At 50.6% G+C, this 13679-nt stretch carries 17 protein-coding genes; 3 read left to right on the forward strand and 14 right to left on the reverse strand.

Annotated features, from left to right (window positions below):
- Positions 1-69 precede the first annotated feature (69 nt).
- The 11 genes from VF575_02110 to gap all read right to left on the reverse strand — a co-directional run bounded on the left by VF575_02110 (position 70) and on the right by gap (position 9801).
- Complete coding sequence (locus VF575_02110; GenBank protein HEX8182373.1) at positions 70-768, reverse strand: hypothetical protein; 699 nt, start codon at positions 766-768, stop codon at positions 70-72.
- Positions 769-778: 10 nt separating this feature from the next.
- Positions 779-1348, reverse strand: coding sequence for a hypothetical protein (locus VF575_02115; protein HEX8182374.1), 570 nt, complete (start codon positions 1346-1348; stop codon positions 779-781).
- A gap of 29 nt (positions 1349-1377) precedes the next feature.
- Positions 1378-2622, reverse strand: a complete 1245-nt coding sequence (locus VF575_02120; protein ID HEX8182375.1) for a hypothetical protein — start codon at positions 2620-2622, stop codon at positions 1378-1380.
- Positions 2623-2673: 51 nt separating this feature from the next.
- A complete protein-coding gene (locus VF575_02125; GenBank protein ID HEX8182376.1) occupies positions 2674-3681 on the reverse strand; it encodes a carbohydrate kinase family protein in 1008 nt (335 codons plus the stop codon).
- Between the two features lie 93 nt (positions 3682-3774).
- Entirely contained in the window at positions 3775-4686 is a 912-nt protein-coding gene (locus VF575_02130) for a class II fructose-bisphosphate aldolase (GenBank protein ID HEX8182377.1), read from the reverse strand.
- Positions 4687-4746: 60 nt separating this feature from the next.
- Positions 4747-5718, reverse strand: a complete 972-nt coding sequence (locus VF575_02135) for a transketolase C-terminal domain-containing protein (GenBank protein HEX8182378.1) — start codon at positions 5716-5718, stop codon at positions 4747-4749.
- A gap of 388 nt (positions 5719-6106) precedes the next feature.
- Positions 6107-6964 (reverse strand): transketolase, encoded by an 858-nt coding sequence (locus VF575_02140; protein HEX8182379.1) that lies wholly within the window; start codon positions 6962-6964, stop codon positions 6107-6109.
- A 202-nt stretch (positions 6965-7166) separates the two neighbouring features.
- A complete protein-coding gene (locus VF575_02145; GenBank protein ID HEX8182380.1) occupies positions 7167-7808 on the reverse strand; it encodes a hypothetical protein in 642 nt (213 codons plus the stop codon).
- Between the two features lies 1 nt (position 7809).
- Complete coding sequence (locus VF575_02150; GenBank protein HEX8182381.1) at positions 7810-8283, reverse strand: hypothetical protein; 474 nt, start codon at positions 8281-8283, stop codon at positions 7810-7812.
- Positions 8284-8301: 18 nt separating this feature from the next.
- Positions 8302-8748 carry an RpiB/LacA/LacB family sugar-phosphate isomerase gene (locus VF575_02155; GenBank protein HEX8182382.1) on the reverse strand — a complete coding sequence of 149 codons (447 nt, stop codon included), beginning with the start codon at positions 8746-8748 and terminating at the stop codon, positions 8302-8304.
- A gap of 18 nt (positions 8749-8766) precedes the next feature.
- Positions 8767-9801: a type I glyceraldehyde-3-phosphate dehydrogenase gene (gene gap / locus VF575_02160; protein HEX8182383.1), complete on the reverse strand. Its 1035-nt coding sequence runs from the start codon at positions 9799-9801 to the stop codon at positions 8767-8769.
- A gap of 157 nt (positions 9802-9958) precedes the next feature.
- Between gap and VF575_02165 the strand changes: the two genes are divergently transcribed.
- Positions 9959-10465 (forward strand): hypothetical protein, encoded by a 507-nt coding sequence (locus VF575_02165; protein HEX8182384.1) that lies wholly within the window; start codon positions 9959-9961, stop codon positions 10463-10465.
- Positions 10466-10487: 22 nt separating this feature from the next.
- Here VF575_02165 and VF575_02170 read toward each other — a convergent pair whose 3' ends face one another.
- From VF575_02170 to VF575_02180, 3 genes are read right to left on the reverse strand one after another with little or no spacing between them, the layout of a single operon-like run.
- On the reverse strand, positions 10488-11090 hold the full coding sequence (locus VF575_02170) for a hypothetical protein (protein HEX8182385.1): 603 nt from the start codon (positions 11088-11090) through the stop codon (positions 10488-10490).
- Between the two features lie 43 nt (positions 11091-11133).
- Complete coding sequence (locus VF575_02175) at positions 11134-11550, reverse strand: NUDIX hydrolase (protein ID HEX8182386.1); 417 nt, start codon at positions 11548-11550, stop codon at positions 11134-11136.
- A gap of 2 nt (positions 11551-11552) precedes the next feature.
- Complete coding sequence (locus VF575_02180) at positions 11553-12125, reverse strand: inorganic diphosphatase (protein HEX8182387.1); 573 nt, start codon at positions 12123-12125, stop codon at positions 11553-11555.
- A gap of 23 nt (positions 12126-12148) precedes the next feature.
- Between VF575_02180 and VF575_02185 the strand changes: the two genes are divergently transcribed.
- Together VF575_02185 and VF575_02190 are read left to right on the forward strand one after the other, a co-directional pair.
- Entirely contained in the window at positions 12149-12862 is a 714-nt protein-coding gene (locus VF575_02185) for a glycerophosphodiester phosphodiesterase family protein (protein ID HEX8182388.1), read from the forward strand.
- 43 nt (positions 12863-12905) lie between these two features.
- Positions 12906-13646, forward strand: coding sequence for an FAD-dependent oxidoreductase (locus VF575_02190; protein ID HEX8182389.1), 741 nt, complete (start codon positions 12906-12908; stop codon positions 13644-13646).
- Positions 13647-13679: the final 33 nt, after the last annotated feature.

The raw sequence follows: 13679 nt of genomic DNA on the forward strand, positions 1-13679 counted from the left end.
ATACACTAGAATATGCCGAGGGAAACGAACTACAACTGCGAACGGCGGAGCCGTGCCAGATATTACACTTTACTGCGTGACGGCTTCAATGCCAATGAAATGTTTCGAAAAGCTTTTGACGACATTATGAAATTTCTCTGCTGTGACTTGGTCAACTTCATAATCACCAGTGGTTGTTGTGGCAAAGCAGGCCGGGCCGTATTGTTTTTTGGTGGCAAGTCCATACATGTGTTTGCCGACGGTTCGGTGCTCATTGTATGGCATAGCGTCCGTTTCCTGCCAGCGAGGATCATCGATTGGCATACGCATGACGTAGGCGAGATACTCGCCGCCGCAGTTTTTGCCGGTTGGACCGATGATCTGCTCAGTGTTTGTAGCGGTGATCGTGAGTATGGACTGGTCAGTAGGCGATGAATCATGAAACGCATATGAAGCTCCCGAATCGACTTCGCTCAGCGGTATACGGACACCCCACTCTTTGATTACGAGATACTGCCGCTCCAGTGTCGTTATGGAATTGTCGGTAAATACCGTTCCGTCAGCCGTGACGCACTGCTGCGGTGTTGACTGCACCAGCGTGTTTGTCCGGTCTTGTTTGCAGCCGTCAAACGACGTAACCCGCTTGGATGGCTGCGCCTGCAACTGCCGCCCGGCTGTGTCGTGCCGGAAAATTTGCAGACCGATAAACCCGACGACTATCAGAACGAGCACCACTACGCCGGCTGCGAGGTGCATAAAACCATGTTGATTGATAGTAGTGCGTTTCATATTCAGGTACCTACTTTGCATAAATATCAGCGTACATTTTGCGCTCTTCGTTGAGGGCCAACGTCAACTGTTTGACGAGCTCATCGGGAGAATCATTGAACAAGACAACAGAACCCGGCTTAACGGGTTGCGCCAGCGCCATGATTGCCTCTATCTGATTGCTGATGCCGCCAGCTCCCTGCAAAAAACCGATCGGGGTGTTACTCTCCATCGCAATCGTAAATTCGTGGAGTGTTCCTAGCCGGCCGCCAATACTAACGACCGCATCACTCGAGGTAATGAGCAGTGAATCGCGCCCGACATAGTGCAAACCGCTATACAAAATAACGTCGTAGGCTTCGGTCGGCAAGCGATACTTGAGGACATGCTCGACCTTGCTGCCAGCCGGACTGATGCCAAGGCTCATTTTGCCGCCGGCTGCCTTGTAGCCTTCGGCCGCATAATTCGGCAGTCCAACGGTGGCACCGGTCATGAGAGCGTGTCCGGCGTGAGCGATAGCTGCTCCAGCTGCTCGTGCCAGCTCCTTGCCTTCTTCGACGCTATCGCCTTTGGCGGCTCCTGATACACAAATTTGATACATACTAGTTTCTCCTCAAAATTCTTGTTTAATTATGACAGCGCCATCTCTGGAGCCAGCTTACGCTGCAAACCGCCCAGCACAGCCTCTTCCAGCTTGTGATGACTCAAATACTGCAGCAACAGTTCGGAACGCAGTGACTGTTTGAAATACTGGACGACCCGGTTGTCAAACGGCAATTGATTGCAATGACTCAGCAGTGCATCGGTCAGATTGCATGACACCGCATGTGCACCGCTGATCATACCGAGATGCTGGCTGCCTTGCCAGAAATGGAGCGACGGTTCGATTTTTGCCAATGCGTCCTCGACGGTCGTCCAGGCAAGCTCCGGGGCGGCAATCATTGGTTCAAAGATATCGGACCGCACCGAGCTGCCAAAGCGTGCAAAGTACTGATGCAGACTATGCCATGACACTGGTTCGTCGAGCGAAAGCGACGGCAACATCGGTTCACCGTAGACCACTTGCTGCACAATTCCGCCGAAATTCGATTGCATTTGATGCAATTTCATAAAGGTTCCTGCTGCTCGGATCTCATTGACGGCATGGAGCACTAGTACTGCCGTGGTCAGTGTCGATAGCTGCGGTTTGTTGACAGGTAACGGCAGCATGACAACCGAGCCAAGTTCCTTGAAGCTCAGCACGTGATGTTTTTGAACTGCAACCACCGATTCACTGAGCGTCTGCCATCTTTTTGATGCGGGATATTCAAGCGTCAGCGGGCGCTGTTCGAAATCGCTGGCAGCCAGCTTGGTGTAGGCGGCCAGAATCCGCTTAGTCCACTGTGGTGATTCGATCAGCCAGGCGGCCGCATACAGTGACGCAGCTGATTCGTGCTTCAGCATTGATTCAGACGAACGGTAGCCCAGCGCTTTCATGGTTTTACGCGGCAGATGAGCCCGCAAGATCTTTTTGGCAGCCGTTGATTTCAGTGCAAAGCTCCGAGCTGGTGCAATGTCGTTTTGCAGCACACGGGCCAGCTGCTGCGTTATGTCTTCACTGGTTTGCGCAATCGAAGCAGCCGAAGATCGTATCGCCTGTTCGAAGCGCTGATCATCGATCCGCAGGCGCTGGCCAAGTGCGGCGTAGAGCTCAGGTCCGGTTGTGTCGTGGGCATCCAGCTGCAGTTCGTGCAGCTTCCCGCGCAGCGCCTGCTGCAGAGAACTCGATAATCGTATATCAGCACCGGGATGGCCGGCTAGGATTTCAAGTTGCTTTAAACTTTGCTGAAACAATGGCTCACGGGCGCCCAATAATTCAGATAGAACCCTTGTCATAGTGTCTCTATATTAGCACAAGCGTCATTCGAGAGATAGCGCTTTACTCAGTTAGAATCGTTCTGGCTTGTAGCCTGCAGGTGCGCTGCGCAGCAAGCTTTCTACTTCTTTTTCAGTCAAAAGACCCGCCTGAGCTCCTATCTTTTGCACGACACTCATCGAGTTGATTGGCGCCCACTGCAATGCGCCTTCGAGCGTATTGCCTTTGGCAAGTGCCGCGACAAATGTACTTGCGAAGGCGTCACCTGCGCCAGTGCGGTCAACTGGATCGGCCGGGTCTGGATATAGCGGCATTTGAAAGCGGTTTGCACCGTCACTGGCGTAGGCACCGTGCGGGCCGTCGGTTACAACGACTATCTTAGCGCCCAGTTCGTGTAGCTTATTGATAAGGTCATGGAGATCTTCGTGATTGCCACCACCTACTGTGACCGCCTCTTCGCGGTTGAGGATCAAAACATCACTGCGGGCGTACAGCCGCTTCAAGCGCTCGGCACCAGCTTCCATCTGGAATGTTCCCGGTTGGAATGCTAATTTGACATCTGGGTTAGCATCGAGCCAGTCAGAGACTTGGTCATGATACGGTATGGCATGCTCGCTGATCGAACTAAAATATAGCCACTTTGGAATATCGGTCGGCGCGAATACTGGCCAGTGATAGTCATACTCTTCGTGTTTAATAAGTATTGTGCGCTCGGCTCCATATCGAAGGACGTAGTGGTAGTTGCTCTTTTTGTCTGGATTGACGCGTACAAAGCGGGTATCGACATTTTCAGCATGGAGCGCCGTGATCATGTCGCGGCCATCTTGGTCTCCACCGACATTAGTCACAAAACCGCTGCTGACTCCTAGCCGAGCAAACGCGACGGCAGCATTGGCAGCATTGCCGACAGCCGTGACGACATCTGCACTATCGAATGGTATTTTGGCACCAAACGGCATTGCCAGCACATTTTGGCCTTTGTCGTCTACGTACGTCCACGCTTGGTCATCGAGCAGCTTGATAAAGGCATCGGTTACGATATCGCCAATACTCATGACGTCTATTTGGTTTTGACTCATCCCACCCACTCCTCGTTCTCATTTATCTAGGTTATGTTTAACCGTATTGTACATCGATTACTAGGTTTATGGCAATGGATGGCACTCGCGGGATTATATTTGTGCTTTGCCAGTACTATTGAAGCTATCGATCTTGCTTTCGACGACTTTCTGCACGGCTGCAATCACTTTGGGCATCAGCTTGATGACGGCGTACTCTGTCGGGTCTTCGTCAAGTACTTTCTCAAGTGTCGTGCGATACGCATAACGCATGTCGGAATTGATGTTGATCTTGGTGACGCCAATCTTGACAGCATCAACAAAATAGTGGCCCGGGGTGCCGCTGCCACCGTGCAGGCTTATATTACAGTCGATAGCATCACGGATTTCCTGCAGCAATACAAGATCTAGTTTCTTAGGCACTGGATATTTGCCGTGCAGATTGCCGACTGCGGCCGCATAGGTGTCAATGCCGGTTGATTTGACAAAATGGTAAGTGCCTTCCGGCGTGCTAAAAGTTTTTTTAATTTCAGCATAGTCAATGCCTTCAGTATGGATGTTGGAACTGCCGCCAAAGTAGTGCGGCTCACTCTCGACCAGCGCACCGGTCATTTTGGCGTACTCGACAACTTCGCGGGTTGCTTGGATGATTTCCTCTTCTGTTGCATCGTGATTGGCCTGCGATATATCAATATGGATAAATTCATAACCGGCATCAATACCGGCCTTGGCATCTTCGACAGTCGGTGAATGATCAAGATTGATATATATCTCGACGCCAAGAATGGCTTTGTAGTTATCAACCATATCACGGACGTTTTCGAGGCCGAGTGCCTCGACCTCTCCCTGACTGATTTCGACCAGTACTGGCGCATTACGGCTCTTGGCAGCCTGGGCGACAGCCCGCAGCGTTTCCTGGTTGTCCAAATTAAAGGCGCCGAGCGCAAAGTGCTCGTCCCGTGCCCGCTGCATCGTCGCGCGAGCTTTTTGACAGTTTTCTCTAATTTCTCGAAGTGTTAATGGCATACGAATATAATACCATGCTTATGCTTGCAGAAACTATTACAATCAGTATTCGTACTTGAGCTACTTTCGGTCAACCACATGATGGGCGGCCATTGCAATATGCTTAGCGTCGAGTCCAAAGTGTGTCAGCAGCTCGGACGGCTCACCAGACTCACCGAAGCGGTCTTTCATGCCGATGCGTACCATCGGTGCCGGGCATTCATCAGCTAGCAGTTCGGCGATTGCGCCGCCCAGACCGCCAGCCATCTGGCCTTCTTCGGCCGTGACGACGCAGCCTGTCTTGCGAACACTCTTCAGTATCGTTTCGGTGTCGAGCGGCTTAATGGTTGGGACGTGCACGACTTCAGCTTCTATGCCTTGTTTGTACAGGCTTTCGGCTGCTAGCAGTGCCTGATGCGTCATGGTGCCGCAGGCGATGATCGTGACATCAGCACCAGGTGAAAATACATAGGCCTTGCCTATTTCAAACGGTGTTTCAGGTGTTGTGATCACTGCCGATGCTTCACGGGCCAGGCGTAAATAATTAGGCCGGCCATCTTCCGCCATCGCCAGCGTAGCCTTTTCGGCTTCAACACTATCGCACGGCACGATAACGACCATATTTGGTAGTACGCGCATGATGGCGATGTCTTCCAACATTTGGTGGGTCGCGCCGTCCGGTCCAACTGAGACGCCAGCGTGAGAGCCGACAACTTTCACCGGGCGATCGTTGAGGCAGATCGTAGTGCGTATCTGTTCCCAGTTGCGTCCCGGACTAAAGGCAGCATACGAGCTGACGAAAGGTATTTTGCCCATTGCTGCCAGTCCCGCACCGACGGTGACCAGGTTCTGCTCGGCGACACCGATTTCAACAAAACGTTCCGGAAATTCGGCTTTGAACAGACTCATCTGCGTACTATCAGTCAGATCAGCGCAGGCAGCGACAACCTGGGCATTCCGCTTACCTGCCTCAAGCAGTCCGCGTCCAAAGCCTTTGCGAATCGGCTCCTGCTGAAGCGTCCCGTTCATGTCTGCAAGATGCATATCGGCCATTACAATCCCACTCCTCTCAATATACTCAGCATGTGCACGCTGTGTTTTAGTACAAACCCACTCACGAGCAGTCCAACGTAAAATAACAATCCGGCAGCGCCGTACACAATGATACAGTTCGACAGTTTGTCGCGGTGATCATCATACACGTTATGCATGCTGATTCCGCCATTTAGATATCATGACAATCAACCCAATAGTTATAAGCAACCATATTAATGAAAATATTATTGCCGTCATATGCGACGGGTTGCCACAGGCGCTCTGGCTGGCCGTTAACGAAGATGTGCATGGTCTAAAGCTAAGAAATACCTGTAGAAGTAGGTATGCCGCAAACAACCAAACAGCTCCTAACACTGTCGTGGAAATTGCTAATATGGTTTTTTTGTTATTCATGCTCGCTCCGGATGCGTCCGCCGAGGGTACGGAGTTCTTTGAGTGCTTCGACGGCCTGTTCATGGTTTGGTGGCATGCCGTGCCAGCGGAAATCGTATTCCATAAAGTCGACGCCCTTGCCTGGGATAGTGTGCGCGATGATCATCACCGGCTTTTCGACAATTGCCCGTCCCATGGCGCAAGCATCAATGACGGCCTCGATGTCATTGCCGTTGATTTCGATAACGTGCCAGCCGAACGCTTCCCATTTGCCGCGAAGATCTTCCAGTGGCATGACAGACTCAGTCGGGCCATCGATTTGGATGTTGTTGCGGTCAATAATACCAATAATATTATGCAGTTTTTCTTTGCCGGCCAGCATAGCCGCTTCCCATATATTGCCTTCGTTCAACTCACCGTCACCCATTACGACATAGACCCAGCGGTGCGTGACCTTGTCCATGCGCATGGCAAGAGCGATACCTGCTGCCTGCGACAAGCCGCATCCTAGTGGCCCACTAGTAGTTTCCATGCCAGGCAGCCGTGTCCGCTCAGGATGACCCTGCAAACGTGAGCCGAGCTTCCGGAGCGTCATGAGTTCTTTTTTATCAAAATAGCCGGCTTCGGCCATGGTAGCATATCGTACCGGGACGCAGTGGCCGTTGCTCAGTAGCAATATATCGCGTTCGTCCCAATCGGGATGCTTGGGATCGTGTTGCAGTACATCAAAATACAAAGCCGTAAATATATCGGCCAGTCCGAGCGGTCCGGCCGAATGCCCACTGCCTGCATGTTCGAGCATACGGATAATATCACTGCGGATATCTACCGCTTTATGTTCCAGCCAATCAATCGAGTAAGTTTTTTTCATTCTGCTCATGATTATACCATTAGGCTGGTCGAATACGCATGCAGAACCTAAACCTCAAAACCTACCCATGAGCCTCGTCAACCTGTCCGCCCCTAAAATTTTTCATCTTCGATGAAATAATTTTGGGGCCGCCCCGCAGGTTGCCACTCAAGGTGTAGGTTTTGAGGTTTAGGTTACAGAATCCTGCCAAACGTGTGTTGGTTTAATGAGCAGGCTGAGCAACCAGCTGCGCGAGCAATTCGTAGGCGGCATGCGCATCCTGGCTGCGCTGAATATAGCCACCGACGTTGAGTACGTCGACCCCGCCCGCAGCCAGTTGACAGATATTCTGGTCGTTGATGCCGCCGTCCCAACCGATCTCAAGCGTTGGCTTAGCAGCCCGCAGCTGCTGGACTTTGTCGAGTAAACGCAGGTCAGCCGTGCCACCAAAGTAGCCGAGCTTTCCGGAAAATATCAGTACATGATCTATAATATCGATGGCTGGAAGTATAGTTTCGACGGACGTATCCTGCAGGAGTGCGACGCCGGTTTCTATACCATGCTTATGGAGCGTATCGGCAAACGCCACAAAATCTCCTTCAGCCTCCGCATGGACAATGACCATCTGCGGTCCCAGCACGCGGTATAGCTGCGTATGCTCAAATGGATTCTTAAGCATGACGTGCAGATCAGCCCGCACGCCGCCTGGCCACCAGATCTGATCCAGATCGAGTAGTTTATTTGGCGCCAGCACTCCGTCGGATACATCGATATGAATCCGTGGCGCAAAGTCGGCAATGCGCTCAATCTGCGCCCGGTACAAATGGGCGTTTTCGGCTGTAACCGTTGGGCAAATACTGACCATACTATACTTTGTCTTTCGTTCGAATCAGGATTATAAGGTATGCCACCACACAGACAGCCATAATCACATAATCAACTGCGTATGACGTTACCCACGCTGGCGGCTGGCTACCTGGCTGCGAGTCGCCGACGAAAAAAATTCCAGAATAATTTTTTAATGAGACCAACACGCCATATACGGCCATGAATGCAGCAGATTTTATAATTGCCACGAACCATCGGTTGAGTCGAATTGGATACCGCCCGGATAGAATGTAGGCAATGCAGAATGCGATCACTGGTAGTAACCCGCTCAGGATAATTACAGCCGCATAACTCCATGAATAACCCGTTGAATTGAAGATATACAGAGCGAGCGTAAATGCCATTCCTACAGCCGCCGACACAGTCATTGCAATGACGAATGCCCGCTGCAGGCCGGCTGGTACCTGCAAAGCTCCGGCTGAGGCCGCGGTTCGTTGTTTTGGAAATTTCATATTTGCTTCCGTTATACCCTATCCAAGTTGATCAAGTTCCTGCAAGCGGCGTTTGAAACGGGTTGCCCCGGCAAACGGCGTGTTGAGCCAAGTTGTCATGATAGCCTGCGCCTTGGCGTCATCGAGACTGCGGGCACTAAGGCAGAGCACATTGCTGTCATCATCATTGCGGGCCGACCGGGCTTCAGTCAAGTTCCAGCACAGACTGGCTCGTATACCCTTGAATCTATTGGCAGCCATGCACATGCCCTGACCACTACCGCAGATGAGGATGCCTTTAGAACTAGCGTCGCCGTCAGCGAGCAGCCCAGTAACCGCCCGGCCAGCAAACTGTGGAAAGTCATCATTTTGGTCTAGCTGCAGGTCGCCGGCATCGATTACGTCATAGCCGCTGCGCAGCAAAAAATCGTATAATTGCTTTTTGAGATGAAATCCGTTGTGGTCGGCGCCGATATATATTTTCATTGTGTATTCTATACCAGATTAATCGTGCTTGTGTTCTTCGGCCTTATGCAGCAGTTTACCGGTGTCAGCGACAACTTCAACCAGTCGGTTACTGTAACCCCACTCATTGTCGTACCACGCAACCACCTTAAGCATGTTACCGGCGACAACCGCGGTCAGTTTGAGGTCAACGATCGCCGAATGACTATTACCAATAAAGTCTTTGCTGACAAGTTCTTCTTCGGTGACGTCTAAAATGCCTTGGAAGAATGGTTCTGTCACGGCTTTTTTGAATGTTTGATTTACTTCTTCGACGGTAACATTGCGTTTGGTGATGATGACAAAGTCGCTCAGTGATACGACGGGGGTTGGTACGCGGACTGACATCCCGCCGAATTTGCCTTGCAATGCAGGCAATGCTTGCCCGGCTGCAATCGATGCGCCAGTAGTGGTCGGTACGATGTTTTCGGCAGCATTGCGGCCTTCGCGGAGATCTTTGGCAGGAGCATCCTGCAGCACCTGGCTGGCGGTGTAGCTGTGTACGGTGGTCATCATAGCCTTATCGATACCAAATGCACCCTCGATAACAGCCATGACTGGTGTAATACAATTGGTCGTGCACGATGCGTTACTGATAATATCATTTGAACTCTCGAGCTTGTCCTCGTTTACGCCCAGTACGATTGTCGTCGCGCCTTCGCCCTTGGCTGGAGCTGACAATACAACTTTCTTGGCACCGGCGTCGATATGAGCCCGAGCTTTGGCCGGATCGACGAAGAAACCAGTTGATTCGATAACTACATCAACATCAAGCGATTTCCAGTCCAGCTGGGCTGGGTCACGCTGTGCAAATACCTGCACTTTTTTACCATCGACGATAATGTGCTGCTCATCGTGGCTGACATCATGCGAGTAGAGACCGTAATTACTGTCATGCTTGAGCAGATGCGCCAGAGTTCGCGTATCCGTCAGGTCGTTGATGGCAACTATGTCAATGTCGCTGCGCTCAAAGGCTACCTTAAAAGCATTCCGCCCAATTCGTCCAAATCCGTTAATTGCTACGCGTGTCTTCATGCAGTACCCTCACTCAAAGTTATATTGCTTATGCAAGCATTGTAGAAGTTATGCTCGTCTGGTGCAATAGCTTAAGCACATTGACAACGATAATAAATCGTGTATAATAAGTATGATGATATGGGATACCCCACCGAATCAACTGCAAGAAGCAGAAATGAATTTCAGAAAAGCACCGCATATGCTGGAACAAACTGAGCTGATTCATAGCAAACTGCATGATTTAGGTTTGCCTACCAGCCCTATAGATTATTTCGAAATACCTTCCCGCGCGCATAGTGTAGGCAAACTAGTTGTGCCATTTGTACACTTGTTAGACACCGGCGAGATCGACGCTGGGTTACCACCCATTTACGGCGTTACCAGCCAGCCGAACGCACATACCAAACGGTCGTCGGTACTCCGTTCACAAGAAGCCCATGTCTTTGCTGAAGATTTAGCGCTGCGTCGCGGAATATTCACCCCGTACGCACGCGGCAGTAGCGAAGTGATAGCAACAAAATTGATTCCAAAAGCATATCTTCCACAGTACGTCAGTGACCGAGTCGCACACCTGGGAGCGCTCATTGTTGAAGTTGACGAAACTCGTAACCTGACAAAAAAACAACGCGCATTCGTGATCAAGGAAATTGGTAGCGCTAAAGGGATGCTCGAAGATAAATAGATACAGAATCTATTTAATGCTGCTACACGGCCGCTGTACGGTTCCACTCATTGACAGCTACCATTCGCAACCGGCACATTTTACCAATCTTAGGTGCAATTGCTTGAGCTCGCTCATCGTCAAAAAATATCCATTCTGCATGCACAGGACCATTCGGATCTAAAACCGGTGTTTGTGTATTATATAAATCATTTCGAGTTGCCGATGCTACAAATGGATAGCAAAGATCCAGCGACATGACGGGTTTTGCTCCAGAATAGTCAGGCGGCCGAACCGCAGCCATTGAATAATCAAGCGGGACCTGCGGATCTTGAGCTACTACGTGAAGCGCCTTGACGAGCATAGTACCCGCGAGCGTTGACGCTATTTCATGAGCAGCAACTTGTGGTTCGACACCAGGCGTATCGAGTGCAACACCTGGCAATATCCAATGATCGTTGGTTTTGTCATACAGCATACACACCTGGTCTTTGGTCGCTGAAAGTATTAATGCACTCGTAGTCAGCCCCTGCGTCGCACCGTTATCGTAACTCAGTCCTGCATTCAGATATGCATTTTCAACATAATTATCAAGTGAAGCACCGGCTTCAGGAAACAGCGTAAAATAGGTTCTTGAACTGTTCAAATGGTTTAGGCTCATTATAAAGAAAGTCTACCACGAACAATGCTTATGCTACAAAGATCCCGTGCTTTAAGCCATACGCGAGGCCGGTACCATACATCGGGTGCGGAAACAGCCGCAGTGCTTCCTCGGGGGTTACCCATTGGTACTCGTCATGTTCGAAGCTGAGCTGCACCGCCGCATCCTGCACCCGTGTCCAAAATAGTAAACGCGTGATATTAGTATCGCGGTATATTTCTGAGGCAGCGTAAAACAAATGGACATTGCCAACGGCTACGCTTAGGCCAGCTTCCTCAAAGATCTCACGGCAGACAGCCGCTCGGTACTCTTCGCCGTCTTCGATACCGCCGCCTGGAAAATCTTGTTCGCCCGGACGGCGCGTGTCAGTCGCGCTGCGCCTGAGCAGCAGTACATTGCCAGCAGCGTCAAATACAACTGCTTTTGCGATGAGAGATGTCCGCATACTTATGCTCCGCTAGCGTAGCGCGCGATTGATTCAGCAATGATCTGCTTGGCAGCTTCTACGTCGCCCCAGCCTTCGACCTTGGTACTGCCAGGCTTTTTGAGGTCTTTATAGTGGGTGAAGTGCTGCTCAACTTTCGCCTTCCAGCGTTCGCCGAGATCATCAAGTGTCTGGATGCTGTCGCCAGTATTGCGGTCATCGGCTGGTACGCAAACAATCTTGTGATCAGCTTCACCGTCGTCAATAAAGTTCATCACGCCAATCACTTTTGCACTAGTATAGACGCCAGTTGGAATCGGCTCGTCGCAGACAACCAAGGTATCGAGTTCATCGCCGTCCTCATCAAGCGTCTGTGGAATGAAGCCGTAGTTAGTCGGTTTGGCGTATATATTCGGCTCGACGCGGTCCAGCATAAAGCAGGCCCGTTTGCGGTCCCATTCAATCTTTAGAAAGCTACCCTGCGGTATTTCGATAACCGTATTGACGATGCCGTTTTGATAATCGCCTGTCTCAAGTACTACGTTATAGTCAGCCATGGTATATTCCTCCGTTACATTAGCGTCTGTATCGCTCATATTGTACACTCTAAGATGAATATATGACAAAAAACAATACCACAAAAATTGTGGGCCACCGTGGAGCAGCCGGTCTCCAACCGGAAAATACGCTACCAGGTTTTTTATTAGCAAAAAGATTGGGCGTCGACGCCATCGAACTTGATGTGCGGCTAACCCGTGACAACCAATTCGTCGTCTGTCACAATGATCGTGTCAGGCTGAGCAACGGAACTCATGGCAGGGTTTCAAAACAAACATACGGTGAACTTACGGTTAGTTTATTGTCAAATGGCCATCGCCTGCTGCTACTGCAGGAGGTGCTGGCTGCGGTTCCGAACATCCCTATTGTACTTGACCTCAAAATCGATCACGGCATTTCTGAGCTCAGCAGACTTCTCGAAACATACGACAACGAGTTTACGTTTGTTACCCACCGCAACCGCGTGGTACGCGAATGTAAACGATTACGACCGGATATACCGGCTTTTGTTGGCCGCCACTACAGTCCAGTCGGGTTGATGCGAAGCATCCGTATACATGATGCCGATGGTATAAATCTCAATTATATATGGCTCAATCCACTGACATACTACGCCGCACAGAAGCTAGGGCTGCAGATTCAGGTATACACCGTCAACAACGTCACCGTCGCCCGCCTACTACAGCGGTTTTATCCCGGTATTTGGATTTGTACCGATCGCCCTGACTTGCTCATAAGGTCTCTGCGCTCCAAACCAATCTATTCGGTTGAATAGCCGGCATTACTAGTGGGCACTGCAGTCTGCTACACTACTATAGATGCGTGCGCGATTCGTGAAACAAGAATGGGAAAATCAGGCACGAACCATTGCCAGTTTATATTTTAGTCCTGTGCCAGGACAACCTGCCTACCGCTACGAAGCCGGGCAATATGCCTCTATTGTCGTTCCCCATTCTGATATAGACAGCCGCGGCGATAGCCGCACAATGACGCTGTCGTCTTCACCAACGCAGGATCTGTTGAAGATATCGCTGAAAGTTTTCAATGACGATGGTAGTAGCTTCAAGCGTGCCCTGCTTGCGCTACGCCCCGGGGATGAAATCATAATATATGATGCGATGGGTGATTTAATCCTACCCCTCGATGCATCTATTCCGTTATTGTTTGTGGCAGGCGGTATCGGTATTGCATCCTACACCGGTATGACGCAGTATCTGCTTGATACTAAAGACACCCGGAATATTACGCTTCTCTACACCGTGGCGCGTCTTGAAGACATTGCACTGCAGTCCGTGTTCGACGCTTATAATGAGCAATCTGGCTTGACAAGGCGGATAATTACACCCGATGTCAAGCCCGTCATGGACACGACTGCCGGAACAGGCAAGCGGCGATTGGCAAGCAGTGATATCATGCAGCACTATACATCTGACACGCAGATCTATTTGTCGGGCGTCGAATCAATGGTGGAACAATTTCACACTGAACTTATACGCGACTATCATGTTCCGCCGCATCAGATCGTCTTTGATTATTTTGAAGGCTATAGCGAATTATAAAACAGTCCGTCGTTCGGAAATCCGACACGTATA

This window comes from Candidatus Saccharimonadales bacterium (assembly GCA_036388415.1).
Lineage (GTDB): Bacteria > Patescibacteriota > Saccharimonadia > Saccharimonadales > UBA4665 > UBA4665.